Raw genomic sequence first — 26,234 nt, 5'->3', positions numbered from 1 at the left:
GGTGCCGGGCCTGCCGTCATCCGCCGGGGTGCCTGCTCCGGGCGTTCGCCTCGGCGACGAGGGCGCTCAGCAGTTCGTCCTGGGTGAGCGCACGCAGCCGGCCGGGGTCGGCGTCCCACTCACGGCCACCGCCGAGCGGGCGGACCCGGACGTACGGGCCCTCGTGACCCGTCACGCGTCCCACGCGGTCACGGACGGTGTCGCGGACGGCCTCGCCGACGGCCGGGAGCCCGTCGGCGGTGTCCGTCACCTGCCGATCCCCTTCATGATCACGTCCGCGAGCATCAGGGCGACGGGGGCCGAGCACACCCCGAGGTGGACGAGCGCGTACTGCGCCCCGGCCTTGCGGTCGTCCGCCCACGGCGTGCGGATGTCCATCGCGGGAAGCTGGATGCCGGCCTGGGAGAGGGCGGCGGCGAGCGCGTCGCGGGCTTCGAGGGCCTCGGCGGTCCTGGGGGTGGGGGAGTCGTGGGGAGCCGGGCGGGTCTGGTCCATGGGGGTCCTCGTGGGTGTCGGTGTCCGTACGGGGTGTGGTTCCGCTGATTCCATGACCTGACCGCATCGGCTGAATTACTCTGCGTGGTCCGGTCGTTACGAGGATGCGGCCGGGTGTGGGCGGTCGAGGTGTGGACGGGGTGGTGCTTCTCCGCCGCGCGGAGCCGGTTCCACAGGTTCCACATCGGTCACACGAACGTCCCGGAAGGAGCGGTATGTCGCAGCGACGCGTCATCACCGGCCGCAGCCAGGAACCCCGTCAGCGGTTCGCCGAGGAGCTGCGGACGCTGAGGGCGGGGAGCGGGACGAGCCTGCGGGCGCTCGGCGAACGCCTCGGCTGGGACTGGTCGTTGTTCGGCAAGATGGAGAAGGGCGAGACGCTGGGCAGCCCGGAGGTCGTCCAGGCCCTCGACACGCACTACGGCACGCCGGGACTGCTGCTCGCACTCTGGGAATTGGCGGCCGGGGACCACACGCAGTTCCGCGAGCGGTACCGGCGTTACATGGCACTGGAGGCGAAGGCGGTGAGCCTGTGGCACTTCGCGGTGAGCGTCCTGCCGGGCCTGCTGCAGACACCGGGGTACGCGCGGGAGGTGCTGGCGGCGGGCGGGCTCAAGGGCAAGGAGCTCGAACAGCAGGTCGAGGCGCGGATGGGGCGCCGGGAGGTGCTGGAGGGGGAGGACGCGCCCCGGTTCCGGACGATCCTCTCCGAGGCGGTCCTGCGGACGCCGATGCGGGACATGGGGGAGTGGCGGGAGCAGCTTGAGTACCTCGGGGAAGCGGCGGAACGTGACCATGTGACGGTTCACGTGCTGTTGCAGAGCGCCGGTCTGCACGGCCTCATGGGCGCCGACATGTGGTACCTCCTTCTTCCGGACGGCAGGACCGTCGCGTATACCGAGAACGGGTACCAGGGCGAACTCATCGAGGAACCAGGCCCTGTTGTGCGTTTGCAGAGCACGTACGATGCGGTGCGTGACCTGGCGCTCACCCCGGCCGAGTCGCGCAAGTTCATCCTGCGGATGTTGGAGGAAGCAACGTGCGATCCATCGACCTGACTGCCGCATCCTGGCGCAAGAGCAGTTACAGCAACCAGGACGGTGGAGCATGCGTCGAGGTCTCCCACGACTTCGCCGCCGCCGTCCCGATACGGGACAGCAAGGTCCCGCACGGCCCGGTGCTCGTGTTCCCGGCCGCCGGCTGGGCCACCTTCGTCTCGGCCGTCAGGGACGGGCGGTTGAGCGGCTGAAAACGCGAGCCGAGCCGCGTACCTCCAGCGCCCCCTTACGGCGGTCGAGAGTCCGGCGTCGTCGAGATCGTCGTGGGAATTCGGCTCATGGGATCCTCTGTGTGATGGCCTTACTCGAGTTCCGCCGCGCGCCTCTTGAGGTCCTCGGCGAAGGTGTCCCAGTCGGGTCCGAAGCACAGCAGGTCCGCGGCTGCCTCCCGGAGCAGTCGTGGGTCGTCGGGGCGTTGCAGGCAGGCCAGGTGGTAGGCGAGGTTCCGGGCCCAGGGCGGCAGGGCTGTCCAGTCCTCGGCGAGGACGTCCCGGAGCATGGCGAGGATCTCGTCGGCCGTCGCGAAGGTGAGCTTCTCGACGAACTCACGGGCCGCCTCGGCGACCTGCCGACCGTCGGCGCCGTCGATCGCCTGACTGAGGCTCCTGGCCGCGAGGGCCGGATCGGGCATGTCTCACTTCTCCTTGCGGATGGGAAATTCGTGTACCACCACCCAGTACTCGAATTCCTCGACCGAGGCCGCGCACAGGTGACGGCCGTCAACCGAAATTGCAACGAACTCCGGTGAGCCTGTCGCTGCGGAAACGCGGGAAGGGAGGTTCTTGCCGACCGGGTCCTTGACGCGAATCCAGCCGACCTCGCTCCCTCCCGGAATGGGCGGGAGCATGAGGAACTCGCCGTTCTCCGCGCGCAGTGAGGCTTGCGCCGCGTGGTGATGCCACGCCTCGTCCAGTTCATCGGCGGCGTGCGGGGTGGTGGCGGAAATCGCGGCGACCGGCTCGACCTCGAATCCGTTGACCGCGTGGATGGCGGCATTCACGGGTGGGCCGCCTTGCGCCGCCTCTCCCGTCACCTCGAGGCCGCAGCGCTTGAGCAGCCGTACGGCGGCTTCTCGGTCGGTCGTCATCAGTTCCCGTAGTCCTCGACGTAGGTGGCGATCAGTTCGAACAGGGCGTCGGCCCGGTGCCGGTCCTCGCGGCTCCGCTCACGATCACCCCTCCAGCAGATCATCGACATAGCCCTGCAACTGAGGAGGAAGATCGGCGAGGGGGATCTCACGCAGTGGGGAAAGCGTGTCGAGGCCGACGTGGCCGGTGGAGGCGAGCTCGACGAGGGCGTGCAACTCGGCTTCCAGGGCGGCGTTCCTCCCTTCGGAGACGGCAGCGGTCGCCAGCAGTGTCGCCAGGGCCGATGCCTGAGCCGGTGTGCAGGCGCCCAGATGGTCGGTCACTTCGTCGGCGGCGCGCTCTCGGACCTGCGCATCGCCTTCCAGAACCCTGCGTGCGATTTCAATGAATTTGCGGGAATCCAATTCGGGGCACCCGTTGTCATCGGTGCGGAAGCGAAAATCGGGCCGAGAGGACTTCCACTGCCCGGTCAGGCCGGCTCTCGGCGGCGAAATGCTACCCAGGCCGCGTTCACGGCGGTCCGGAGTCCGGCGTCGTCGAGGTCGCCGGGTTCGGCGAGGCCGGGGTCGACCGAGTAGTCCTCGAGGATCATGAACACCTGGCCGAAGAGGTCGCCGAGGGCCCCCTGGACCCGTTCCCCGTTCGCCTGGGAGGCGCGCCGTGCCTTCCACCAGCCGTGCGCGAAGTCCGGTGCGCCGCACGTCCCGTCGGTGAAAGCGTCCAACAGCGCCAGTTGCCGGGCTGCCGCACTGGACGGGTCGACGTCACAGGGGCGCGACCATGCCTTGTGGCCAGGTGGGTGAGCGGCGGCCACGGACAGCACCTCCCTCAGGTCCCGTGACTCTCGGGGTTCTGGTTCGGTGACCATGGAAACTCATTGCGCTTTCTACGAGAACAGGAGGCGATCGCTTACAGACAGGTGAGGCGTCACCCGGATCTCCATCGTCCCCGTGCACTCACCCATGTCGAAATCGATGGAAATGTGCTGGGTGGATCGCCCCGAGGTGAAGGAAAGGCGCGTCGCGCTCTCGCGGAAGACGTCCAGCACCTCGATTCCCCGATCATCCACCCAGCGAATCCTCACCGACCTCGCGGGCGCGTCGTAGGAGAGGACGAGAGACTGACCGGAATCATTTCGCAGGGCGAGAACCCGCGCGCCGCTCTCGTCGGAGCAGGGCCACTCGCCTGTGGTCTCGTGGATCTCTTCGTCGTCAGGGATGATGAACTCTCGGTACACGTCCGACTCTTGCCTTCCCCCGCACGATGGCCAGTGGCCCGGCCTGTCGCGAACTCTGACGATTTCACGGGCCCCAGGACTCTCAACTCCCGTAGTCCTGGACCATTGCGGCGATGAGTGATCGCAGGGCCGCGGCACGGTGGCGGTCCTCGTGCTGCTCCCGCAGGGACTCGTCGGCGGCCCGGAGCCGGGCCAGGGCGTTCGGCTCGCCGTCCAGCAGGTCGTCGACGATCGGCTGTGTGACCAGGTCCAGGCACTCGGTGAGCAGCCGACGGGTGGCCGGCGACGGCGGGGCGGGGTCCGGGTCGGCGTACGGCAGGGTCAGGTGGCGCGCGGGGTCGGTGAGGCTCCAGCCGACGACGGCGCCGTGCTGGACAAGGAGTGCCACGTCGGGGGCGATGCCGATGCAGGCGTCCACCGGTTCGTCCAGCACGTCGAGATCGCGCAGAGAGACCAGCACGGCATCTCCGGGAGAGCGGCACAGAACCGTGCACGTCTCGTGCCGGAAGTCCCGGACCTCGTCCGCACGGAGCCCGCCCGGCCGTACTGCCGGCAGGACGGGAAGGCGGGTGGAGGTTTCGGCGGCCGCGGACACGTACGGCAGTTGGAGCTCGGCCCCGACCAACTTCCGGCTGGCCGGGTCGAACCGCAGGACGTCAGGCGTGTCCCACAGCCAGTCCTGGCTGCCGAAGGTGTCCGCGAGGAACCGCACACGCTCCGCCGCGTCCGCGTAGTGCATGACGCGTACAGAGTCGCCTGCGAAGCGAGGGGTGATGTGCAGCGAATCGTCCGTCACCGTAGCGCGCCAGTCGCCGTCGAACGACAGTTTCGTGGTCATTCTTGCCTCATCTGATCTGCACTCCTGGGGCCAGGTTGCCGAACTTGCCCGGAATCCTGCCCTCCACGACGTCCTCGTGGGTAACCGGCTTGCCGGGGTCTGACGGGCTGCCGCCGAGCGCCTTCGCGCCGGAATCACCCTTGATGCCCGACTCCCCGTACGCCGTGATGGCCTGGCCCTGCTTGGAGCCGGGCCCGTAGACCACGGCAATGTCATTGTCCTTTCGGAAGATGAAGTTTCCTGACTGGCCCGATGACTGGTATACGGCATCGGGGTTCTTCAGGATTTCAAGAACCCGCTCGTCGGTAAAGCCGTGCCCTGTGTCCCCGTGGTAGTCGGCGTGTTTCTTGAGTTCGCCGTTCTGTGCCCGGGCGAGGACTTCGTCCACGATCTTGTCGATCCGCTTCTGTGCCTTCTCCTCCTTCGTGTACTTGGGCATGAGGCCCAGCGGGTCGCACCCGTCGAGCGGGTTCTCCACGTACGCGACGGGGTTCGGGGCGGGAGCCAGCCCCAACGGGTCCGGGGAGGTGTAGCGGCCGGTTTCGGGGGCGTAGTGGCGGAAGCAGTTGTAGTGGAGGCCGGTCTCGGGGTCGTAGTACTGGCCGGGGAAGCGCAGGGGGGTGTACGCGCTGCTGTCGCGGGACCAGGCCGTGGTACCCCAGAGGGTGCTGCGGGTGCGCCAGGCGATGTCGCCGCTCTCGTCGATGAGTTCGGTCGGCGTGCCCACCAGGTCGGTGGCGATGGCGAAGAACCGCCGGTCGATCTCCTCCTGGCGGGCGTCGGCCGTGAGAATGCGCTCGGTCTGGGCCAGGGGGACGACGTCCCGGTGGTCCCAGGTGAGGGCGACCGTGTGCGGGACGTCCGGCTGGCGGCTGGTCTGCTCGCACAGGGTCAGGCCGTCCCAGGTGAACCGGACCTCCTCGACCACGCTCTCGCCGTCGGCCGCCAGGCGCTGTTTCGCGGTGCGGCGGCCGAGCGGGTCGTAGCGGTACCTCCACCGCGTCCCGTCGGGAGTGGTGACGGAGGTGAGGCGGTTCTCCGTGTCCCAGGTGTAGCGCCAGGTGTCCGGCTTGCGGGAGAGGCGGGTCTTCTGCCGCAGGACGACCCGGCCGAGGGCGTCGTACTCGAAGCGGACGTCCCCGGCGCGGGTGAGGGTGGTGCCGGTGTAGGCGCGCGGTCCGGTGGCCTCGCGGCCGGGGTGACCGGACGGCCAGGACGCCGAGGTCTGGTTGCCGGCGTCGTCGTAGGCGTACCGCTCCGTCCATCCCCGGGCGTGGACGGCGGTGACGCGGCCCACCCGGTCGAGATCGAAGGTGCGGGAGCCCGACAGCCGGTCCGCGACGGAGGTCAGTCGGCCGTCGGCGCGGTAGGAGTAGGCGCGGCTGTTGACGTCGCGCCCACCGGCGGTGATGTGCTGCGAGGCGAGCCGTCCGGCCTCGTCCCAGGCGGAGGTCATGGTGATCGCGTCGCCGAAGATCCGGGTGAGCTCCCGGCCGGCGGCGTCGTGCGCGAAGTCGATCCGGTGACCGCCGCTGGTCAGGCGCTGCGGCAGCCCGTCGGTGTCGTAGGAGTAGGAGGTGACGTGACCGGTGGGTGTGGTGCGGCGCGTACGGCGACCCAGGACGTCGTAGGCGTACAGGACCGGGCGGCCGTCGACCAGTTCCGCCTTGGTCAGTCCTCGGCGGTCGTACTGGTAGCGCAGTTCGCCGTCCGGTCCCGTCGCCTCCACGAGGCGGCCCGCCCGGTCGTACGCGTAGTGCGTCACGCGGCCGTCGACGTCCTTGCGGACGACCTGACCGAGCTGGTCGCGCTCGAACGAGACGGTCCCGCCGAGTGCGTCGACACGGGCGGCGAGCCGGCCCGCGGCGTCCGTCCGGTAGGTCAGGGTGCGGCCGTCGAAGTCGGTCTCGGAGACGATGTCGCCGGCGGCGTCGTACGTGTAGGTCCAGGTCAGCCCCTGCGGGTCGGTGACGCGGGTGAGGCGCAGCTCGGCGTCGTGCTCGAACTCGTAGCGGGCGCCGTCGGGCCGCGTGCGGGCGACCGGCAGGTCGAAGTGGGTGTACTCGAAGCGGGAGACGCCACCGGACGCGTCGGTGTGGGTGAGGCAGTTGCCCTCGCCGTCGTAGGTCCATGACTCCGTGGCGCCGTCAGGACCGGTGCGCCGGGCGAGCTGCCCGTCCGCGTGCCACTCCAGGAGGGTGACGCCGCCCGTCGGATCGGTGACCCGGACCGGCCTGCCGAGGCCGTCCCGCTCCGTGCGGGTGACGGCGCCGCCGGGACCGGTCACCTCCACGGGCAGCCCGGCCGCGTCGCACACCGCACGTGTCGTGGCTCCGAGGGCGTCGGTGACGGAGGTGAGCCGGCCGGCGTCGTCGTAGGTGTAGCGGGTGGTGGAGCCGGCCTGGTCGGTGACCGAGGTGCGGTTGCCGCGTTCGTCGTACGCGTGGACCATGCGGGTGCCGTCCGGCGCGACGACCTCCACCGGCAGGCCGAACGGGCCGCGCACGGTGTGCAGTTCGCTTCCGTCGGGGCGGGTGGCGGAGACGACCCGGCCCGCCTTGTCGTAGGTGAAGGCGGTGGTGAGGCCCAGTGGGTCCGTGCGAGCCCGGAGGTTGCCGCGGGCGTCGTAGGTGAAACGGGTGGTGCGGCCCAGGGGGTCGGTGGTGGCGATCACCCGGGAGTGCCGGTCGACGAGGTGGCGGGTCGCGTGGCCGTCGGCCGTGGTGAGGGTGGTGGTGCGGTGGCCCGTCTCGGGGTCGGGTTCGGTGTAGGTGAGGGTGATCTGGACGTGGCCGGCCTCGCCGCCCTCCGCGACGACGCGGTCGTGGTCGTCGTAGAGGTAGTCGTAGCGGCTGCCGCCCGAGTCGATCCAGGCGATGACGCGGTGGCGGTCGTCGTGGAGGAAGGTGGTCGTCGCGCCCGACGGCTTGGTGACGGTGGTGAGGTCGCCGTCCTGGTAGCCGTACGACATCAGGGGCAGGTCCGTGCCGCCCTCGCCCGCGCCGGCCAGGGACAGGGCGGTGACCAGGCCGTCGGCGGTGGTCAGCTTCACCCGGTGGCCCGCCGAGTGGACCAGGGCCCGTGGCAGGCCGTCCCCGCCGCGGTCGACGGTGATCGTGTGGCCGTTGCGTTCGGTGACGGTGGAGAGCCAGGCGGTGCCGTCGCCCCCCGGTTCGGTGCCGGGCGGGGCGGTGAAGCGGCGGGTCAGACCGGTGTCGGGGTCGGTGACCGTGTAGTCGCCGTCGGTCTCGCGGGCCAGCAGGGTGCGGGCCCTGCCCGATTCGGGTGCGGTGGGCGCGCCGGGGACCGGGTGCGGGTACGGGATCAGGAGTCCGTCGGCGGTGACGTGCAGGACACCGACGGCGTCGATCTGGAGGCGCTCGTCGACGGTGGACGTCCAGGCGGGGCCCAGGAAGCGGCCGGCCGTGCAGCCGGACTCGGTGCGGCGGGTGAACACCAGCGGCAGGATGCCGGGGATCTCCAGGTCGGTCTGCGGCAGGAACATCCGGCCCGAGGCGAGGTCGACGGGGTCGGTGCCGTCGGTGGTGCGGTCGCCGTCGGGGCGGTTGTGGGTGCCGTCCGGGGCGTCGTCGACCAGCCTCCGCACCCGCGCGGCGTCGGCGGCGTCCTCGGCGATGCGGATGCCCTTCACCGCGGCGCCGCCGCCACCGGTGGCCGCGGTCAGCGCCAGGTCCGGGATGAGCCGGCCGAAGCCCTCGGCCGGGTCCTTCATGAAGTCGCCGATCATCTGCTTGCCGGTGCCGACGGGGTCGTTGGCGGCGACCACCAGACCCGCGGCCAGACTGTTCAGGGACGTGGCGTACTCGGCCGGGTGCGTGATGTTGTACGGGTCCGTCGGGTTCACGCTGCGCACGAAGTTGAGCAGCCCGGCCGTGCCCTTGATGATGCCGCCGCCGACGTGGTCGCCCATGATCTGCAGTTCCTGCAGCCCGTCGCCCAACTGCTCCGTGTACGACGGCTTCTTCGGGGCCATGTCGCGGGCGGCGCGCACCGCCGTGCGGGCGGTCTCCGCCGCCGAGTTCCGCTGCGTGCGGGCCTCGGCGAGGATGTCCTGGGCCTCCTTCATCAGCTTCTTGCCGGGGTCGTCGAACGTCGACGCGGGTTTGGGCGGCAGCGAGGCCGGGTCGCGCTTGCCCGCCGGCTGGGCGTTGTAGCGGTCGACGGCGCTGTTGTAGTCGTCGACCTTCTTGCGGTGGGCGCTGGCTGCGTCCTCGGAGGCCTTGACGCCCTCCTTCCACTTGTCGATCGCCGTCTGCGCCTGCCCCTGCGCCCAGGTGACGCTGTCGGCGAACGCGTCCAGCGCGGCGGCTGCCTTCTCGACCGCGTCGGCGGCGTTGTACCACTTGGGCGGCTGGGTGCTCACCGCGGTCCGCAGCGCCTCGGCCGTCTCGCCCTTGAGCCGGGACGGGTCCATGCCCTTGAGACCGTCGCCTGTGCCGTCAAATGCCTTCTGGAAGGCGCGGAGTTTCGTGGCGGTGGCGGTGATCTTGCCGGGGCTGCCGTAGATCAGCTTGGTCTTGTCCTCGGTCTGGCCGAGGTCCATCTCGTCGACCTCGGCGCCCAGCCGGTTGGCCACCGAACGGGACTGCTCGCGCACCCAGTCCGCGCCGGACTCCCAGCCGACGTCGTCCAGCCGGTCGGCGGTCCAGTTGCCCGCGTCCTCGACCCGGTTGCCCACCCACTCGACGCCGTCCTCGACCACGTCCTCGACCGAGTCGGGCGTGATGTCGCTGATGAAGTCGCCGATACCCATGGTCAGTTCCCCCCGGGCTCACCCTGTTGCTGTTCCTGCCGGGCGCGTTCCTCCGGCGACGGGCCGAAGGTGTCGTCCAGCGCCTGGTTCCACTGGTCGTCGGAGATGCCGAGCGCGTCGTTGAGCATCTCCGACTGCTGACCGCCCCGGCCCTCGGTGAGGACGGTGCGGCCGGTGTCCTTCCAGGTCTGCCCCATCTCGTCGCCGGCCTTGTCCCACGACTCGGCACTCCAGTCGGGGTCCAGGTAGTCCGGCGTGAAGATGTCGCCCCAGTTCTGCTGGGCGATCTCCTCCTCACCGGCGTGCGGGTTGCCGCCGAACAGGGAGTTGGCGCCCACCTTGAGCGTGCCCGCCACGTACTGGTCGTGCTCCCACAGGGTGCCCGCCGCCAGCCCGAGACGGTTCGCGAGCTCGCTCGCGTCGTGCACCAGCGCGCGCACCCCCCACTCCCAGCGCTCGCAGAAGTCCTCGAAGTCGACCGAGAGGCCGTGGTGCCCGGCCTCCATCCCGGTCATCGCCAGCTCCGAGAAACCCTTGCCCATGATCGAGCCGGTGGCGCCGCCGAGGTCACCGAGCTGGTCGATCGTCGCACCCACGCCCTGCGTGAACTTGGCGACGGACGCCTTGTCGAGATTCAGGTCCGTACCGTCACCGCTCACGACCGCGGCCCCCGTTCCGTCTCAGGCCCCGCCGCACGTCCCGCCGCACCGGCGTCGACGGCGACCGCGTCCGGGACGATGCCGACGACCGGCGGGAAGAACATCGACCCGTCCTCGGTGGCGATGTCGACGGCGAGACCGGCGGGCTCGTCCAGGGCGGGCACGATCTCGTCGACGATGCGCGCGCCCAGCAGCGCCGCGTACTCCATCGGCTGGTCACCGGGCCCGTGCCGCAGCGCGAACCGGGCCAGCGCCGTCTCGTCGGTGAACCCGCAGATCCACCGCACCCCGCCCGAACGCACCGACCACAGACCGCCGTCGGCCACCGGCACCAGAAGCACCGAGCGCCGCATCTCACCGACCAGGGCACGGGGGTCGTCCCCTCCCCTTCTCCGCTCGGCGATCCGCTCGGCAAGCGCCGCCCCGGTCTGCTGCACGGTTCCTCCCCGGTCGTCGGTGACTGATGGCACCGTAGAACAGGACGCGCGGTATGACCGAGTCGGTTCTTGTGAAGGTGTCGAAGCCGCGGAGGGGAACACGCCCTGGCTCAGGCGGACCCCCGCCGCGCCGAGCCGGGCGTACCAGGCGCGCATCCTGCCCGCGGCTCCCGCGTTCAGCAACTGGTCCACGGCGCCGGTGGAGTTCGTGGAGCCGGTGGAGCCGACGGGTGCGGATGCCCGGGACTGCCGCAGGGCGGCGAGGTCCCGCTCCTGTTCGGCGCTCGGCGCGGGGGACAGGTCGGCGCCGCGTCCGACCAGGTCGTACCGTCGGCCCGCCACGTTCGGGCGAAGGGTCCCGAAGCGGGTGAGGCGTCCGCTCACCTCCACGGGAGCGGTCTGGAAGACGATCCGCAACGCCCGGTCGTGCGCACGCGGTTCGGTGGGAGTCAGGACGAGCAGGACCGGCTCGCACAGCGCCCCCCGCCACAGACTGCGGCGCCAGTGGACGATCTCGGCGTGCTGCTGCTCACTCACGCGACGGCGGGCGGTGCCCGGGGGCCCCAGGTCATGCCGGGGGTGCCGGGTGACATGCGTGGCCCCGAGAGGCACAGAGCGGCCCCGGGGGCGCCCGGCGCGGCACGGGCCCGGCCTGTCCGGCCTGTCCGACGGGCCAGGCGTGGCCGGCCCGTCGGACCACCGGGTTCCCTCGCGCCGGCGGGGCGGGGGTGGTGCCGGACGGCGTGCCGGCGGGTCCGGGGCCGCGGGCGGACGCGGACGGCCGGGCCGCCCCCGAGGGGAGCGGCCCGGCCGGTGCGCGAGAAGGTCAGACCAGGTCGAAGCGGTCCAGGTCGGAGACCTTGACCCAGGCGTCGACGAAGTCCTTGACGAACTTCTCCTTCGCGTCGTCGCTCGCGTAGACCTCCGCCAGCGCGCGCAGTTCGGAGTTCGAGCCGAAGACGAGGTCGGCACGGGTGCCGGCCCACTTGACCTCGCCGGTGGCGGCGTCGCGGCCCTCGAAGGTGCTCTGGTCCTCGGAGGTCGCCTTCCACGTCGTGCCCAGGTCGAGCAGGTTGACGAAGAAGTCGTTGGTCAGGGAGCCGGGCGTGGCGGTGAGGACGCCGAGCTGCGACTGCTGGTGGTTCGCGCCCAGCACGCGCAGGCCGCCGACGAGGACGGTCATCTCGGGGGCGCTCAGGGTCAGCAGGTTGGCCTTGTCGAGCAGCAGGTACTCGGCCGGCAGGCGGTTGCCCTTGCCGACGTAGTTGCGGAACCCGTCGGCGGTCGGCTCCAGCGCGGCGAAGGACTCCGCGTCGGTGTGCTCCTCGGTCGCGTCCACCCGGCCCGGCGTGAACGGCACCTCGACCTCGAAGCCCCCCTCCTTGGCGGCCCGCTCGACCGCGGCGGCACCGCCCAGCACGATCAGGTCGGCCAGCGAGACCTGCTTGCCGTCGGTGCGGCCGGAGTTGAAGGACTGCTGGACACCCTCCAGGGTGCGCAGCACGAGCGCGAGTTGGTCGGGGTCGTTGACCTCCCAGCCGCGCTGCGGCTCCAGACGGATGCGCGCGCCGTTGGCGCCGCCGCGCTTGTCGCTGCCGCGGAACGTCGAGGCCGACGCCCAGGCGGTGGAGACCAGCTGCGAGACCGTCAGGCCGGAGGCGAGGATCTGCTCCTTCAGACCGGCGATGTCGGCGGCGTCGATCAGCTCGTACGTCCGCTCCGGCAGCGGGTCCTGCCACAGCAGGGTCTCCTCCGGGACCTCCGGGCCGAGGTACAGCGACTTCGGGCCCATGTCGCGGTGGGTCAGCTTGTACCAGGCGCGGGCGAAGGCGTCCGCGAACTGGTCGGGGTTCTCGTAGAAGCGGCGCGAGATCTGCTCGTAGACCGGGTCGAAGCGCAGCGCCAGGTCGGTGGTGAGCATGGTCGGCAGGTGCTTCTTCGACGCGTCGTGGGCGTCGGGGATGATGGCCTCGGCGTCCTTGGCCACCCACTGCTTGGCGCCGGCCGGGGACTCGGTCAGCTCGTACTCGAACTCGAACAGGTTCTTGAAGAAGCCGTTGCTCCACTGCGTCGGCGTGGCGGTCCAGGTGACCTCGAGGCCGGACGTGATGGTGTCGCCGCCCTTGCCGGTGCCGTAGGTGTTCTTCCAGCCGAGGCCCTGCTCCGCGAGGGAGGCGGCCTCGGGGTCGTCGCCGACGTGGTCGGCGGGGCCCGCGCCGTGGGTCTTGCCGAAGGTGTGGCCGCCGGCGATCAGCGCGACGGTCTCCTCGTCGTTCATGGCCATGCGGCGGAACGTCTCACGGATGTCGCGGGCCGAGGCCAGCGGGTCCGGGTTGCCGTTCGGGCCCTCGGGGTTGACGTAGATGAGGCCCATCTGGACGGCGCCGAGCGGGTTCTCCAGCTCGCGGTCACCGGTGTAGCGCCGGTCGTCGAGCCAGGTGGTCTCGGGACCCCAGTACACGTCCTCCTCGGGCTCCCAGACGTCCTCGCGGCCGCCGCCGAAGCCGAAGGTCTCGAAGCCCATCTGCTCCAGCGCCACGTTGCCGGTGAGGACCATCAGGTCGGCCCAGGAGAGGCTCTGGCCGTACTTCTTCTTGACCGGCCACAGCAGTCGGCGGGCCTTGTCCAGGTTGGCGTTGTCCGGCCAGCTGTTGAGCGGGGCGAAGCGCTGCTGGCCGGCGCCGGCGCCGCCGCGGCCGTCGCTGATGCGGTAGGTGCCGGCGCTGTGCCAGGCCATCCGGATCATCAGCGGGCCGTAGTTGCCGAAGTCCGCCGGCCACCAGTCCTGCGAGGTCGTCAGCACCTCGGCGATGTCCTGCTTCACGGCCGCGAGGTCGAGGTTCTTGAACGCCTCGGCGTAGTCGAACTCCTCACCGAGCGGGTTGGCCACGGCCGGGTTCTTGGCGAGGATCTTGACGTTGAGGCGTTCCGGCCACCACTGGCGGTTTCCGCCGCCCTGGGTCGGGTGCAGGGCGCGCCCGTGCGCGACCGGGCAGCCGCCGGCCTCCTCCGCCTTCGGTTCCGTGACGATCGCGTCGTGGTTCTCGGTCATTGGGGGGTTCCTTCCGAACTGCGTGGATCACGGGCTTGGCTACCGCGTGGATCGGGTGGATCGGGTGGATCGGTGCACCGGTGGATCAGGTGGTCGACGGGGTCCTGGAGCAGTCGGGGCACAGGCCCCAGTAGATGACCTCGGCCTCGTCGACGGAGAAGCCGTGGTGGTCGGAGGCGGTCAGGCAGGGGGCGTGGCCGACCGCGCAGTCGACGTCGGCGATGGCACCGCAGGAGCGGCACACGAGGTGGTGGTGGTTGTCCCCGACACGGCCCTCGAACCGGGCGGGGCTGCCCGGCGGCTCGAGACGGCGCAGGAGACCGGCCGCGGTGAGCGCGTGCAGCGCCTCGTACACGGCTTGCAGCGATATGTGGCCCACGCGGTCGCGGACGCCCGCGGCGATCGCCTCGACCCCGAGGTGGTCGCCTTCGCGCACGGTGTCGAGCAGCGCGACGCGGGCGGCCGTCACCCGCAGGCCGGCACCGCGCAGCTCCTCCGCCGTGGACGGAATCCCGGGTGCGGTCATGGACACCAACCTACCCCCATAAACACGAACGGTTCAAGAAATGGAATCGGTCCAATTCTGAGTCGCGTCGTTTCGTGATCATGGTGTGCGTGTCGTGGCGTGCGCAAGGAGTCACGGGTGAACGTGTCGTGCGCGAGGTGGCCGCGGCGGGCTCCTCGGCTGGTGCGGAAGCGAACGGGTGCCCGGAGCGGGCGGCGCGGCGATCGTCGTTCCGGTGGTTCCGGGGAGGGCGGACGGGGCCGGCCGGGTTCGCCGGGCCGGTGTCACCGGCGTGATGCTCGTCAAGTACGTGGCGGGGGAAGGCAGTCGGGGCCGGTGGGCGGGGTGTTCGCGGAGGCGAAGGCTGCGCTGCGAGGCGGCCGGGAAGCGGTCCGGTGGCTTCCGCGGCGGTCGCGGCCCGTGTCGCTGTTGGGCTGAACGGGTGACTTGGCGTAAGAATGGCTGGTGCAGGCAGTGAAAGCGAGTCAGTTCGGGGGGTGCCGGTGAACCGTTACGACGTCACCGATGAACAGTGGGAAGGGCTCGCTCAGGTCGTTCCGTTGCGCGGCCGGGACGCCTGGCCGTCGGCGGTGGGCCACCGCGCGCTGCCGGACGCGGAGACGGAGACCCGGCGGCGCTTCGTCGTCCTGCGGGTCAACGTCTTCGCGGACGCGCGCGAGGTCGCCGAGACCCTGATGGCCGGCATCCCGGTGCTGCTCGATCTGAGCAGCGCGGAGACCGACGTCGCCAAGCGGGTGCTGGACTTCTCCACCGGCGTGGTCTTCGGCCTCGCCAGCGGCATGCACCGGGTCGACCGCAACGTGTTCCTGCTGACCCCGCCGGGCACCGAGGTGAGCGGACTCATGGAGGACGCGGGAGTGTGAGCCGGGCGCGAGGCGCGGGAGCGTGACGGAGGCGCGGGGCGCCGGGGTGGGCGGCGGCCCGTCGCCCCCGCCCCCCGGTCGTCGTGCTCGCCGACGGCTTCGACCGGGACCTCGACCCGCGTCGGCGCCGCAACCTGCTGCGGCTCGCCGTCCGGATGGGCGGGCGCTGTCACATCCGCCGCGTCGGGGCGGTGAGCGACGCCTCCTGGGCGGCGGGGACCGCCGGGGTGACGGTGGTACACCTGGAGCCGTGACAGAACATCTCGACGTGGCGAAGCTGCAGCGCAGGCTGGCCGAGTTCGCGGCGGCCCGGAACTGGCAGCCATACCACACCCCCAAGAACCTCGTCTCCGCGCTCAGCGTGGAGGCCTCCGAACTGGTGGAGATCTTCCAGTGGTTGACGCCGGAGGAGTCGGCGCGCGTGATGGACGACCCGGACAGCGCGCACCGGGTGACGGACGAGGTCGCCGACGTCCTCGCGTATCTGCTGCAACTGTGCGAGGTGCTCGGCATCGATCCGCTGGCCGCGCTCGACGCGAAGATCGACCGCAACGAGCGGAGATTTCCGGCCCCGTGACCGGCCCTGCACGGGGACCGGCCCTGCACGGGGACCGGCCCCGCACGGGCGGCGGGACGGGCGTCCGAGGCCGCCAACTAACGGAATCACGCCCTCCGTTATTACTCTTCGTGAGCGTTCCGGAGCCCGACACCGATTTGTTGTCCACAGATTTCGGTCTTCCTCTGGCTTTTCGTCCCGCCGCCCTTCACTCTGGGTAGTGATGAGGTGACGTGGACGTGCGCGGAGCACGTCGGGACAGACGGGGGCGCCCCATGGACGCGGTGCGGCTCATCCTGACGAGTAGCCGGGCTCTCGCGGGTGGTGACGGCGGGAGACGGACCCTGACCGAGGCGTGGCAGGCGCAGGCCCTGGCCCAGGCGATCGGCAGTCGCCTCGCGGTCTCGGGCCCGCCCGAACTACGCGGCGAGGCACTGAGGTTGACCGAGCTGGCGGGCCGGGGCTGCGGGGTGCTGGACACCCCGGACCTCGACCCCGGCGACCTGCTCGCCGCCCGGCTCACCGAGCTGGACGACGCCCGCGAAACCCTCCTCCGCCTGGGCGACCTGCTCGGCGAGGTCGGCATCGCCCTCGTCGGCGTCGCCAGTTCGGCGGCCGACGAGGGGACGTACTGGCAGTGCATGGAGGCCATCGACGCGGCGGACGAGTCGAGGGACCGGGTCCAGGAGATGCTGCGCAAACTGGCGGCGCGGGAAGGGGTGCTGCGGGAGGGGTGACCCGCGGGAGGGCCGGGCGCCGCCGGCACACCCGGCGTTCCGGCCCCGTGCGGCACCCGCGGGCCGGGACGGACGGTGCAGGAGGGGATGCCGAGGTCGACGGGGTTTCTCGTGCAGGATGGAGGCATGGATCTCCGCATTTTCACCGAGCCCCAGCAGGGCGCCACCTACGGCACACTCCTCACGGTGGCGAAGGCCACCGAGGACCTCGGCTTCGACGCCTTCTTCCGCTCCGACCACTACCTGAAGATGGGTGACGTGGACGGCCTGCCCGGCCCCACCGACGCCTGGATCACCCTCGCCGGCCTCGCCCGGGAGACCAGGCGCATCCGGCTCGGCACGCTCATGACCGCCGCCACCTTCCGGCTGCCCGGCGTCCTCGCCATCCAGGTCGCCCAGGTGGACCAGATGTCCGGCGGCCGCGTCGAACTCGGCCTGGGCGCGGGCTGGTTCGCCGAGGAGCACGCCGCGTACGGCATCCCGTTCCCGAAGGAGAAGTTCGGCCGCCTGGAGGAGCAGCTCGAGATCGTCACGGGCCTGTGGGCGACGGACGCCGGCCGGACCTTCGACTTCCAGGGGGAGTACTACCAGCTCAAGGACTCGCCCGCGCTGCCCAAGCCCGCCCAGGCGAAGGTCCCCGTGCTCATCGGCGGTCACGGGGCGACCCGTACGCCCCGGCTGGCCGCCCGTTACGCCGACGAGTTCAACATGCCGTTCAGTTCGGTCGAGGACACCGAGCGGCAGTTCGGCCGGGTCCGGGCCGCCGCCGAGAAGGCGGGGCGCGCACCCGAGGCGATCACCTACTCCAACGCCCTCGTGGTGTGCGTCGGCAAGGACGACCGGGAGGTGGCCCGCCGTGCCGCCGCGATCGGCCGCGAGGTCGACGAGCTGAAGGAGAACGGCCTGGCGGGCACCCCGGCCGAGGTCGTCGAGAAGATCGGCCGCTACGCCGGGATCGGCTCCACGCGCCTCTACCTCCAGGTCCTCGACCTGCACGACCTGGACCACCTGGAGCTGATCTCCGCCCAGGTCCAGTCGCAGCTGCCGTAACGACCCCGCACGCCTCGCGTGCTCCCGGCGCCGGACGCACACGCCGCGCGCCGCGCACACGTCGCGTGCCGCACAGCCGCGCCCTGGACTGCCGGGTCCCGGACAACGTTGTCCGACGCCCGGACCGCGACGGCGCGCAGGCACCCGCACCCGCACCCCGGCCTTCCGGGCCTCGGACAACGATGTCCGGTGCCCGGAACGCGGCGGCGGACACTGTGACAGCCCTGTGACCGGAATTATGGCCTCCACCACAGTCGCCGGGGCGGCCCCCTGATGAGGTGGCCGGATGCGCAGACCCGCCCCCCTCCTCCTTCCGGTCCTCGCCACCGTCCTGCTGCTCTCGGCGTGCGGCACGGAACGCGCCGGCACCGGGAGCACCGGCCGCGGCGGGGGCACCCCCTCGCCCGGTGTCCAGGTCACCGACCCGGGCGTCGACGGGGTCCGGATCACCTCGGTGACCGTCCCGTCACCCTCCCCGTCCCCCCGGCGCAGCCTCTCGGTCACCCCCGACCGGCTGCCCGCCGACTCCGGCGTCTCCGCCGCCTACGAGGTCACCAACCAGGGCTCCGAGGCGATGACGTACACGATCCTCGTCGACTTCACCGACGACGCCGGTGAGGTCATGGGCAACCGGCGCGAGACCGTGCGCGTGGTCGGCCCGGAAGAACCGTCCGCGGCACCGTCTCCCTGGGCGTCGTGGCGCCGGGATCCTCGTCGGTGACACGGGCCGAGATCGCCGACGTCACCAAGGTGCCCGCGGCCGAGGCACCGGCCGAGGCGGGCGACTGCCCGTCCTCCGGGATCCGGGTCACCGCCGACCGGGGCGACGCGGCGATGGGCCTGCGCGTGGTGGGCCTGCACCTGGAGAACCGTGGACCGCGCGACTACGCCGTCCACGGCTACCCGCTGCTGGAACTGCTGGACGACGACCGTGAGCCGGTCGACGGCGTCGAGATTCTCGAGGGCAGCGGCGAGATCACCACCGGGGCCGGGCCCGACGAGGCGCCCGAGCCCGTCACCCTGAAGCCGGGCGAGACGGCGAGGGCGAGTCTGGTGTGGCGCAACACCACCGACTTCGGCACACCGGTGAACGTCCCCTACGTCCGGGTCCGGGCGAAGGCGGGCGCCGAACCGGTCATGGTGACGCCCGGACTCGACCTCGGCACCACCGGAAAGCTCGGCGTCCGGCCGTGGAAACGGACGGCGGGGTAGCGCGGGAAAATCCCGGGTGCCCGTGCCCCGATCTCTGTACGTTGGAGAGGCGCGCAGGCGCACCACCAGCGCTTTCGCTCCTTCCGAACCCTTTCGAGGCACCCACCGTGTTCCTGACGATCACCACCACCGGCACCCCCGAACGCCCCGCCACCGACCTGGGCTTCCTGCTGCACAAGCATCCCGACAAGGCGCAGACGTTCTCCACCTCCTACGGCACGGCGCACGTCCTCTACCCCGAGGCGGACGCCGAACGCTGCACGGCGGCGCTGCTGCTGGAGGTGGACGCCGTGGCGCTGGTCCGCCGGGGCAAGGGCAAGGGCCGCGGCGGCGCCCCCGACGCGGCGCTCGCCCAGTACGTCAACGACCGCCCGTACGCGGCCTCCTCGCTGCTCGCCGTCGCACTGAGCGGCGTCTTCTCCAGCGCCATGCGGGGCGTGTGCGCGGCGAAGCCCGAACTCCCCTCGCAGCCAAGGCCCTTGCGCGTCGAGGTGCCCGCGCTGCCGGCGCGCGGCGGCCCCGGCCTCGTGCAGCGCCTCTTCGAGCCGCTCGGCTGGACGGTGACCGCCGAACCGGTCGCGCTGGACCCGGAGTTCCCCGACTGGGGCGACTCGCGGTACGTGCGTCTCGTGCTGCGGTCCGAGGCGCTGACCCTCGCCGAGGCCCTGCGGCACCTGTACGTCCTGCTGCCCGTCCTCGACGACGCCAAGCACTACTGGGTGTCCCCCGACGAGGTCGACAAGCTGCTGCGCGCCGGGGAGGGCTGGCTGCCCGGCCACCCCGAGCAGAAGCTCATCACCAGCCGCTACCTGTCGCGCCGCTGGTCGCTGACCCGGCAGGCGATGGAGCGCCTGGAGCTGGTGCGGCTCGCCGAGACCGACGACACCGCGGTCGAGGAGATCGACAACGCGGTCGAGGCGGAGGCGGAGGCCGAGGAGAAGTCGACCCCGCTGGCCGTGCGGCGCCGGGACGCGATCATCGCCGCGCTCGGCGAGTCCGGCGCCGCCCGGGTCCTCGACCTGGGCTGCGGCCAGGGGCAGCTGGTGCAGGCGCTGCTGAAGGACCCGCGGTTCACGGAGATCGTCGGCGTCGACGTGTCGATGCGCGCGCTGACCATCGCCTCCCGGCGGCTGAAGCTGGACCGGATGGGCGAGCGGCAGGCCTCCCGCGTCCAGCTGCTGCAGGGCTCGCTCGCCTACACCGACAACCGGCTCAAGGGCTACGACGCGGCCGTGCTCAGCGAGGTCGTCGAGCACCTCGACCTGCCGCGGCTGCCCGCCCTGGAGTACGCGGTGTTCGGCTCTGCCCGCCCCCGCACGGTCCTCGTGACCACCCCGAACGTCGAGTACAACGTCCGCTGGGAGACCCTCCCGGCCGGCCACGTCCGGCATGGCGACCACCGCTTCGAGTGGACCCGCGAGGAGTTCCGCACCTGGGCCGGTGCGGTGGCCGAACGACACGGTTACCACGTGGAGTTCACGCCCGTCGGACCGGAGGACCCCGAGGTCGGACCGCCGACCCAGATGGCCGTGTTCGCCCTGCGGACCACGAACGAGAAGGAGGCGAAGGCCGCATGAGCGACACACGGGCAACCACCGTGCAGGGCCGCGTCCTGCCCGTCACCGACCTCTCCCTCGTCGTGCTCGTCGGCGCGTCCGGGTCGGGCAAGTCCACCTTCGCCCGGCGGCACTTCAAGCCCACCGAGGTCATCTCCTCCGACTTCTGCCGCGGCCTGGTCGCCGACGACGAGAACGACCAGAGCGCCTCGCGGGACGCCTTCGACGTCCTGCACTACATCGCCGGCAAGCGTCTCGCGGCGGGCCGGCGCACGGTCGTCGACGCGACCAGCGTGCAGCAGGACTCCCGGCGTCAGCTGATCGACCTGGCCCGGCAGCACGACGTCCTGCCCATCGCGATCGTGCTGGACGTGCCGGAGGAGGTGTGCGCCGAACGCAACGCGGCCCGCTCCGACCGCTCCGACATGCCCCGCCGGGTCATCCAGCGGCACACCCGCGAACTGCGCCGCTCGCTGCGGCACCTGGAGCGTGAGGGCTTCCGCAAGGTGCACGTCCTGCGGGGCGTGGCGGACGTCGAGAACGCCACCGTCGTCACCGAGAGGCGCTTCAACGACCTGACCCACCTCACCGGCCCCTTCGACATCGTCGGCGACATCCACGGCTGCGCCGCCGAACTGGAGGCGCTGCTCGGCAAGCTGGGCTACGTCGACGGCGTGCACCCGGAGGGCCGCCGGGCCGTCTTCGTCGGCGACCTCGTCGACCGCGGCCCCGACAGCCCCGGCGTGCTGCGCCGCGTGATGGCGATGGTCAAGTCGGGCAACGCGCTGTGCGTGCCCGGCAACCACGAGAACAAGTACGGACGTCATCTGCGCGGCCGCAAGGTCCAGCCCACCCACGGCCTCGCCGAGACCATCGAGCAGATGGAGCGCGAGAGCGAGGAGTTCCGGGCCGAGGTCAGGGAGTTCCTCGACGGGCTCGTCAGCCACTACGTCCTCGACGGCGGCAGGCTGGTGGTGTGCCACGCCGGCCTGCCCGAGAAGTACCACGGCCGCACCTCGGGCCGGGTCCGCTCGCACGCCCTGTACGGCGACACCACCGGTGAGACCGACGAGTTCGGCCTGCCGGTGCGCTACCCGTGGGCGGAGGACTACCGGGGCCGGGCCGCGGTCGTCTACGGCCACACCCCGGTCCCGGAGGCGAGCTGGCTCAACAACACCATCTGCCTGGACACCGGCGCCGTGTTCGGCGGCAAGCTGACCGCGCTGCGCTGGCCGGAGCGGGAGCTGGTCGACGTACCGGCCGAGCGCGTCTGGTACGAGCCGGTGAAGCCGTTGCGGGCCGAGGCACCGGGCGGGCACGACGGGCGTCCGCTGGACCTGAAGGACGTGCACGGCCGGAGGGTGGTCGAGACCCGGCACGCGGGACGGGTGTCCGTGCGCGAGGAGAACGCCGCGGCGGCCCTGGAGGTCATGAGCCGGTTCGCCGTCGACCCGCGCCTGCTGCCGTACCTGCCGCCCACCATGGCGCCGACGCCGACCAGCCGCGTCGAGGGGTACCTGGAGCACCCGGCGGAGGCGTTCGCGCAGTACGCCGAGGACGGTGTGGCGCGGGTCGTGTGCGAGGAGAAGCACATGGGCTCGCGGGCGGTGGTCCTGGTGTGCCGGGACGCGGAGACGGCGCACAGGCGCTTCGGCGTCGCGGGCGGCCCCACGGGCTCGCTCTACACCCGCACCGGCCGCCCGTTCTTCGACGACGAGTCGGTCACCGAGCAGATCCTCGACCGGGTCCGCACGGCGGTCGGCGAGGCGGGCCTGTGGGACGAACTCGACACGGACTGGCTGCTGCTGGACGCGGAGCTGATGCCGTGGTCGCTGAAGGCGGCCGGGCTGCTGCGCTCGCAGTACGCGGCGGTCGGCGCCGCGTCCGGGGCCGTCTTCCCGGGCGCCCTGGCCGCCCTGGAGGGCGCGGCCGCACGCGGGGTCGACGTGCGGGACCTGCTGTCCCGGCAGCGTGAACGCGCGGCGGACGCGGCCGCGTTCACGGAGGCCTACCGCCGCTACTGCTGGACCACGGACGGCCTGGACGGGGTCCGTCTGGCGCCGTTCCAGATCCTGGCCGTCCAGGGCCGCAGCCTCGCCGCCCTGCCCCACGACGGACAGCTGGCCCTGCTGGACCGGCTGGTGGAGCACGACGGCACCGGTCTGCTCCGGACGACCCGGCGCCTGTACGTCGACACGGCCGACCCCGAGTCGGTGCGGGCCGGTGTCGACTGGTGGCTGGAGATGACGGGGCGCGGCGGCGAGGGCATGGTCGTCAAGCCGCTGGGGGCACTGGTGCGCAGCCAGGCCGGCCGCCTGGTCCAGCCGGGCGTCAAGTGCCGGGGACGCGAGTACCTGCGGATCATCTACGGCCCGGAGTACACCCGCCCCGACAACCTCGCCCGGCTGCGGCAGCGCTTCCTGAACCACAAGCGCTCCCTGGCGATCCGCGAGTACGCCCTCGGCCTGGAGGCCCTGGACCGGCTGGCGGAGGGCGAGCCCCTGTGGCGCGTCCACGAGGCGGTCTTCGGCGTGCTGGCCCTGGAGTCGGAGCCGGTGGACCCCCGGTTGTGAGGCGCGGGGCGGCGGGTGGCGGTTCCTCGCCCCCGTCGCCCCTTTCCGTCGTCCCGACCCGGGGGCTGCCCCCCCGGACCCCCGCACCGGCTCGGGACGGACCACGCCCTCGAACACCGGACGGGCCGCGGCGGGGTGTGGAGTCACCGGGGCGGGCGGACCGCGGCGGCGGAGTGCGGTGTCAGCGCACCAGCCGCAGCCGTTCCCCGCACACGCCCACCGTCACCCGCTGCCCCCAGGTCAGTTCCACGGCGTCGCTCTCGATGCCGTCGCCGAAGGCGATCAGCCGTTCCGACTCGACGGTCAGGGCCAGCCGGGCGCCGGCCGTGAGTTCGCCCGCGACCAGGGAGGTTCCGGTGGCCGGGGACGGCCAGGCCTCCCGGACGAACCACAGCAGCCGCTGTTCGGACGGGCCCGGCAGGCGCGGGCCGTCGTCGCCGCGCTGCTGCCGGACCGAGCGGATCCAGCCGGTGGCTCCCGTGCCGGTGCCGACCAGCACTCCGGAGGAGGCCTGGGCCTCGGCGACACCCCCGTCGCCGTCGAGGCCCAGGCGGTACCGGGCGGTCTGGTGGCCGGCCGCGCCGAGGTAGATCTCGTTCAGGGCCACCAGCCGTTGGGTGTCGTCGGCGACGGCCTCGACCATGGTCAGCTCCTCGACGTCCCCGGTGCCGGCCGCCAGCAGCGCCTCGGTGTCGGCGGGCCGGTGGCGGACCAGGACGCCCGGGTTGCGGCCGGGGTCCGTGTCGATGCCCACTACCGGCTGGCCCGCGAGGTACTTGGCGACGTTCGCCACCAGCCCGTCCTGGCCGACCACGATCACCACGTCCTCGGGCGCGAACAGGAAACGGTCCAGGTCCCGCCGTTCGACCCGGCTCTGACGCCAGGTCAGGGGGATCGCCGCCGTCACCCGGGCCAGCGCGCGCCGGGTGGCGCGGTGGCGTTCGGCGATCTCCTCGATGTCCCGGCCCCGCGAGGAGAGGAAGAAGGCGGCCTGGCCGTGCGTGCCGTGCCGGGCCACCAACTCCTCGTACTCCGTGGTGCGGTGGACCAGCACGGCCCGCGGGGCGAGACTCACTGCGGCGCTCCCAGCCTGGCCAGCAGCCCGGTCAGCACGTCGGGCGAGACGGTCAGGCTGTCGATGTGCGGCAGGTTCTCCGCGAGCCGGGTGCCGGTGAGGGCGTGCAGGGTGGCGACGTCGACGTCCGCGTGCACCCGGAGCCAGGCCGCCTGGGCCTGCGCCCGCGCCTCGCCCACCTCGCGGGCCGCCTCCGCCTCCGCGCGGGCGAGCCGTACCGAACGGGTCGCCTCCGCGTCGCCGAGGGCCACGGCGCGGGCCGCCTCCGCCTCCGCCAGCCGGACCAGGCGGGTCGCCTCCGCCTCGGCGCGCACCTTGTCGGCCGCCGCGTCCTCCTCGGCCCCGCGGCGCGCGTTGGTACCGCGCTGGTCGACCAACTGCTCCTCGCGCCGGGCGAGTTCGATCCGGCTGGCGAGTTCGTTCTCGGCGATCGTGCGCTCCCGCTCGACGGCCACCGCCCGTCGCTCGTACGTCGCCCGGTCGGCCTCCTGCTGGATCTGCTCGCGCGCCGGGGTGCGCAGCGCCCGCTCCACCTCGGGTTCCGGCCGCAGCGCCACCACGCGTACGGCGACGATCTCGATGCCGGTGGCGGGCAGCCGGGGCTCCGCCGCGAGCCCGGCCGCGACCCGCTCGCGCACCGCCGTCACCCCGTCGACCAGCGCCGCCGACAGCGGCGTGCGGGCGAGTACGTCGAGCGCGTGCTGCTGGGCCGTCTCGGTCAGCAGGGTGCCGAGCTGTTCCAGGGGAGCGCCGCGCCAGGCCCCGGTGTCGGGGTCGATCGAGAAGTCGAGACGGGCGGCGGCCAGCGCCGGGTCGCCGACCCGGTAGGTCACGGTCGCCTGGACGGCCACGTCCTGGAAGTCGGCCGTACGGGCGTGGAAGGTCATGGCCAGTTCACGGTCGTCCACCGGGACTTCGGAGAGGGCGGCGGTCAGCGGGCGGAACCAGAAGCTGAGCCCCGTACCGTCGTGCGCCAGCCTGCCGGAGCGGTGGTGGCGGATGTGCGCCGTCGGGGCGCCCCGCAGATGGCGCCAGCCCAGGCGCCGGGTGATGTCGGCCACGGGATCCCCCTCGGTCGGATCATTTTCGTCACCAGGACGATAAGCGGGAGATCCATTTATCGTCAAGGGGACGAGAACAAGCTGGTGCGGAATCGGGCCGGAGGCGGGTGAAGGCGGGTCCCGGTGGTCAGGATGGAGGCATGGGATTCCACGTCGACTCCGAGGCCGGGCGGCTGCGCCGCGTCATCCTGCACCGGCCCGATCTCGAGCTCAAAAGGCTCACCCCCAGCAACAAGGACGCCCTCCTCTTCGACGACGTGCTCTGGGTGCGGCGGGCGCGCGCCGAGCACGACGGCTTCGCGGACGTGCTGCGCGACCGCGGCGTCGACGTCCACCTCTTCGGCGACCTGCTCACCGAGGCCCTGGAGATCCCGGCGGCCCGAGCGCTCGTCCTGGACCGGGTCTTCGACGAGAAGGAGTACGGGGTGCTCGCCACCGACCACCTGCGCGCGGCCTTCGAGAACCTGCCCGCGCCCGCACTGGCGGAGGTCCTCGTCGGCGGCATGACCAAGAGGGAGTTCCTCGACGCGCACCCCGAGCCGATCTCCGTGCGCTTCCACGCCATGGAACTCGACGACTTCCTCCTCGGCCCCCTCCCCAACCACCTCTTCACCCGTGACACCTCCGCCTGGATCTACGACGGCGTCTCCATCAACGCCATGCGCTGGCCGGCCCGCCGGCGCGAGACCGTGCACTTCGAGGCGATCTACCGCCACCACCCCCTCTTCCGTCCCGAGGAGTTCCACCTCTGGTCCGAGGGGCAGGCCGACTACCCCTCCACCATCGAGGGCGGGGACGTCCTCGTCATCGGCAACGGCGCCGTCCTCATCGGCATGAGCGAGCGCACCACCCCCCAGGCCGTCGAGATGCTCGCCCACAAGCTGTTCGCGGCGGGCTCGGCCACCACGATCGTCGCCCTCGACATGCCGAAGCGGCGCGCGTTCATGCACCTCGACACCGTGATGACGATGGTCGACGGCGACACCTTCACCCAGTACGCCGGTCTCGGCATGCTCCGCTCGTACACCATCGAGCCCGGTGTCGGGGAGAAGGAGCTCAAGGTCACCGACCACCCGCCGGAGCACATGCACCGCGCGATCGCCGCCGCCCTCGGTCTCAGCGAGATCCGCGTCCTCACCGCCACCCAGGACGTGCACGCGGCCGAACGCGAGCAGTGGGACGACGGCTGCAACGTCCTGGCCGTCGAGCCGGGCGTCGTCGTCGCCTACGAGCGCAACGCCACCACCAACACCCATCTGCGCAAGCAGGGTATCGAGGTCATAGAGATCCCGGGCAGCGAGCTGGGGCGGGGCAGGGGCGGGCCGCGCTGCATGAGCTGCCCGGTGGAGCGGGGGCCGGTGTAGCCGTCGGCGTGCCGGCCGGTGCG

General features: G+C 71.9%; 24 protein-coding genes and 2 pseudogenes. 11 read left to right on the top strand and 15 right to left on the bottom strand.

Features of this window, described 5'->3' with window-relative positions:
* Window positions 1-16: 16 nt before the first annotated feature.
* The gene (locus AB0N31_RS25740; RefSeq protein WP_366060789.1) at window positions 17-250 is read right to left on the bottom strand and encodes a hypothetical protein; all 234 of its coding nucleotides are present in this window, start codon (window positions 248-250) and stop codon (window positions 17-19) included.
* Complete coding sequence (locus AB0N31_RS25735) at window positions 247-495, bottom strand: hypothetical protein (RefSeq protein WP_366060788.1); 249 nt, start codon at window positions 493-495, stop codon at window positions 247-249. Before AB0N31_RS25735 ends, AB0N31_RS25740 begins: the two co-directional genes overlap by 4 nt.
* A gap of 215 nt (window positions 496-710) precedes the next feature.
* On the opposite strand from AB0N31_RS25735, the gene AB0N31_RS25730 reads away from it, so the two are divergent.
* The gene (locus AB0N31_RS25730) at window positions 711-1,553 is read left to right on the top strand and encodes a helix-turn-helix transcriptional regulator (protein ID WP_366060786.1); all 843 of its coding nucleotides are present in this window, start codon (window positions 711-713) and stop codon (window positions 1,551-1,553) included.
* Window positions 1,535-1,744, top strand: a complete 210-nt coding sequence (locus tag AB0N31_RS25725; protein WP_366060785.1) for a DUF397 domain-containing protein — start codon at window positions 1,535-1,537, stop codon at window positions 1,742-1,744. The genes AB0N31_RS25730 and AB0N31_RS25725 overlap by 19 nt, the downstream gene beginning before the upstream one ends.
* A 110-nt stretch (window positions 1,745-1,854) precedes the next feature.
* Here the strand turns inward: AB0N31_RS25725 and AB0N31_RS25720 are convergent, their stop codons facing one another.
* From AB0N31_RS25720 to AB0N31_RS25670, 11 genes are all read right to left on the bottom strand, one after another.
* Complete coding sequence (locus AB0N31_RS25720; RefSeq protein ID WP_366060784.1) at window positions 1,855-2,184, bottom strand: hypothetical protein; 330 nt, start codon at window positions 2,182-2,184, stop codon at window positions 1,855-1,857.
* Between the two features lie 3 nt (window positions 2,185-2,187).
* A complete protein-coding gene (locus tag AB0N31_RS25715) occupies window positions 2,188-2,640 on the bottom strand; it encodes a hypothetical protein (protein ID WP_366060783.1) in 453 nt (150 codons plus the stop codon).
* An 84-nt stretch (window positions 2,641-2,724) separates the two neighbouring features.
* Window positions 2,725-3,045, bottom strand: coding sequence for a hypothetical protein (locus AB0N31_RS25710; RefSeq protein ID WP_366060782.1), 321 nt, complete (start codon window positions 3,043-3,045; stop codon window positions 2,725-2,727).
* Between the two features lie 65 nt (window positions 3,046-3,110).
* A complete protein-coding gene (locus tag AB0N31_RS25705; protein ID WP_366060781.1) occupies window positions 3,111-3,509 on the bottom strand; it encodes a hypothetical protein in 399 nt (132 codons plus the stop codon).
* 18 nt (window positions 3,510-3,527) lie between these two features.
* Complete coding sequence (locus AB0N31_RS25700; RefSeq protein WP_366060780.1) at window positions 3,528-3,878, bottom strand: hypothetical protein; 351 nt, start codon at window positions 3,876-3,878, stop codon at window positions 3,528-3,530.
* Window positions 3,879-3,960: 82 nt separating this feature from the next.
* Complete coding sequence (locus AB0N31_RS25695; protein ID WP_366060779.1) at window positions 3,961-4,716, bottom strand: hypothetical protein; 756 nt, start codon at window positions 4,714-4,716, stop codon at window positions 3,961-3,963.
* A gap of 7 nt (window positions 4,717-4,723) precedes the next feature.
* A complete protein-coding gene (locus tag AB0N31_RS25690) occupies window positions 4,724-9,490 on the bottom strand; it encodes a putative T7SS-secreted protein (RefSeq protein ID WP_366060778.1) in 4,767 nt (1,588 codons plus the stop codon).
* A 2-nt stretch (window positions 9,491-9,492) separates the two neighbouring features.
* Entirely contained in the window at window positions 9,493-10,149 is a 657-nt protein-coding gene (locus AB0N31_RS25685) for a hypothetical protein (protein WP_366060777.1), read from the bottom strand.
* Window positions 10,146-10,586 carry a hypothetical protein gene (locus tag AB0N31_RS25680; RefSeq protein WP_366060793.1) on the bottom strand — a complete coding sequence of 147 codons (441 nt, stop codon included), beginning with the start codon at window positions 10,584-10,586 and terminating at the stop codon, window positions 10,146-10,148. Before AB0N31_RS25680 ends, AB0N31_RS25685 begins: the two co-directional genes overlap by 4 nt.
* An 826-nt stretch (window positions 10,587-11,412) precedes the next feature.
* Window positions 11,413-13,638 carry a catalase/peroxidase HPI gene (gene katG, locus AB0N31_RS25675; RefSeq protein WP_366060776.1) on the bottom strand — a complete coding sequence of 742 codons (2,226 nt, stop codon included), beginning with the start codon at window positions 13,636-13,638 and terminating at the stop codon, window positions 11,413-11,415.
* An 85-nt stretch (window positions 13,639-13,723) separates the two neighbouring features.
* On the bottom strand, window positions 13,724-14,164 hold the full coding sequence (locus AB0N31_RS25670) for a Fur family transcriptional regulator (protein WP_366060775.1): 441 nt from the start codon (window positions 14,162-14,164) through the stop codon (window positions 13,724-13,726).
* A gap of 482 nt (window positions 14,165-14,646) precedes the next feature.
* Between AB0N31_RS25670 and AB0N31_RS25665 the strand changes: the two genes are divergently transcribed.
* The 8 genes and pseudogenes from AB0N31_RS25665 (at window position 14,647) to AB0N31_RS25630 (ending at window position 22,711) form a co-directional block, all read left to right on the top strand.
* Window positions 14,647-15,027: a cell division protein SepF gene (locus AB0N31_RS25665; protein WP_366060774.1), complete on the top strand. Its 381-nt coding sequence runs from the start codon at window positions 14,647-14,649 to the stop codon at window positions 15,025-15,027.
* Window positions 15,028-15,104: 77 nt separating this feature from the next.
* Window positions 15,105-15,281 (top strand): annotated as a pseudogene (locus tag AB0N31_RS25660) (ATP-binding protein); the annotation flags it as partial.
* Window positions 15,278-15,604: a nucleotide pyrophosphohydrolase gene (locus AB0N31_RS25655; RefSeq protein WP_363090362.1), complete on the top strand. Its 327-nt coding sequence runs from the start codon at window positions 15,278-15,280 to the stop codon at window positions 15,602-15,604. The pseudogene AB0N31_RS25660 and the gene AB0N31_RS25655, both read left to right, overlap by 4 nt.
* Before the next feature lie 254 nt (window positions 15,605-15,858).
* A complete protein-coding gene (locus tag AB0N31_RS25650) occupies window positions 15,859-16,320 on the top strand; it encodes a DUF6099 family protein (protein WP_366060773.1) in 462 nt (153 codons plus the stop codon).
* Between the two features lie 126 nt (window positions 16,321-16,446).
* Window positions 16,447-17,370: an LLM class F420-dependent oxidoreductase gene (locus AB0N31_RS25645; RefSeq protein ID WP_366060772.1), complete on the top strand. Its 924-nt coding sequence runs from the start codon at window positions 16,447-16,449 to the stop codon at window positions 17,368-17,370.
* Between the two features lie 286 nt (window positions 17,371-17,656).
* Window positions 17,657-18,582, top strand: a pseudogene (locus tag AB0N31_RS25640) (DUF4232 domain-containing protein).
* A 107-nt stretch (window positions 18,583-18,689) separates the two neighbouring features.
* Window positions 18,690-20,159: a 3' terminal RNA ribose 2'-O-methyltransferase Hen1 gene (locus AB0N31_RS25635; RefSeq protein WP_366060771.1), complete on the top strand. Its 1,470-nt coding sequence runs from the start codon at window positions 18,690-18,692 to the stop codon at window positions 20,157-20,159.
* Entirely contained in the window at window positions 20,156-22,711 is a 2,556-nt protein-coding gene (locus AB0N31_RS25630) for a polynucleotide kinase-phosphatase (RefSeq protein ID WP_366060770.1), read from the top strand. The genes AB0N31_RS25635 and AB0N31_RS25630 overlap by 4 nt, the downstream gene beginning before the upstream one ends.
* A gap of 181 nt (window positions 22,712-22,892) precedes the next feature.
* Here the strand turns inward: AB0N31_RS25630 and AB0N31_RS25625 are convergent, their stop codons facing one another.
* Both AB0N31_RS25625 and AB0N31_RS25620 read right to left on the bottom strand, forming a co-directional pair.
* Complete coding sequence (locus AB0N31_RS25625) at window positions 22,893-23,786, bottom strand: hypothetical protein (RefSeq protein ID WP_366060769.1); 894 nt, start codon at window positions 23,784-23,786, stop codon at window positions 22,893-22,895.
* A complete protein-coding gene (locus AB0N31_RS25620) occupies window positions 23,783-24,847 on the bottom strand; it encodes an SPFH domain-containing protein (protein ID WP_366060768.1) in 1,065 nt (354 codons plus the stop codon). The genes AB0N31_RS25625 and AB0N31_RS25620 overlap by 4 nt, the downstream gene beginning before the upstream one ends.
* 140 nt (window positions 24,848-24,987) lie before the next feature.
* On the opposite strand from AB0N31_RS25620, the gene AB0N31_RS25615 reads away from it, so the two are divergent.
* A complete protein-coding gene (locus AB0N31_RS25615; protein WP_366060766.1) occupies window positions 24,988-26,211 on the top strand; it encodes an arginine deiminase in 1,224 nt (407 codons plus the stop codon).
* The last annotated feature ends 23 nt before the right edge of the window (window positions 26,212-26,234 follow it).

Source organism: Streptomyces sp. NPDC051051, from assembly GCF_040682975.1.
GTDB lineage: Bacteria > Actinomycetota > Actinomycetes > Streptomycetales > Streptomycetaceae > Streptomyces.
The sequence above is the reverse complement of the archived record's forward strand: the minus strand, read 5'-3'. Positions and strand labels throughout refer to the sequence as shown.

Coding starts and splice junctions, on each gene's coding strand:
- AB0N31_RS25735 (WP_366060788.1), bottom strand. CDS start 495: ATGGACCAGACCCGCCCGGCTCCCCACGACTCCCCCACCCCCAGGACC.
- AB0N31_RS25730 (WP_366060786.1), top strand. CDS start 711: ATGTCGCAGCGACGCGTCATCACCGGCCGCAGCCAGGAACCCCGTCAG.
- AB0N31_RS25720 (WP_366060784.1), bottom strand. CDS start 2,184: ATGCCCGATCCGGCCCTCGCGGCCAGGAGCCTCAGTCAGGCGATCGAC.
- AB0N31_RS25715 (WP_366060783.1), bottom strand. CDS start 2,640: ATGACGACCGACCGAGAAGCCGCCGTACGGCTGCTCAAGCGCTGCGGC.
- AB0N31_RS25705 (WP_366060781.1), bottom strand. CDS start 3,509: ATGGTCACCGAACCAGAACCCCGAGAGTCACGGGACCTGAGGGAGGTG.
- AB0N31_RS25695 (WP_366060779.1), bottom strand. CDS start 4,716: ATGACCACGAAACTGTCGTTCGACGGCGACTGGCGCGCTACGGTGACG.
- AB0N31_RS25690 (WP_366060778.1), bottom strand. CDS start 9,490: ATGGGTATCGGCGACTTCATCAGCGACATCACGCCCGACTCGGTCGAG.
- katG (WP_366060776.1), bottom strand. CDS start 13,638: ATGACCGAGAACCACGACGCGATCGTCACGGAACCGAAGGCGGAGGAG.
- AB0N31_RS25670 (WP_366060775.1), bottom strand. CDS start 14,164: ATGACCGCACCCGGGATTCCGTCCACGGCGGAGGAGCTGCGCGGTGCC.
- AB0N31_RS25650 (WP_366060773.1), top strand. CDS start 15,859: ATGGACGCGGTGCGGCTCATCCTGACGAGTAGCCGGGCTCTCGCGGGT.
- AB0N31_RS25645 (WP_366060772.1), top strand. CDS start 16,447: ATGGATCTCCGCATTTTCACCGAGCCCCAGCAGGGCGCCACCTACGGC.
- AB0N31_RS25630 (WP_366060770.1), top strand. CDS start 20,156: ATGAGCGACACACGGGCAACCACCGTGCAGGGCCGCGTCCTGCCCGTC.
- AB0N31_RS25615 (WP_366060766.1), top strand. CDS start 24,988: ATGGGATTCCACGTCGACTCCGAGGCCGGGCGGCTGCGCCGCGTCATC.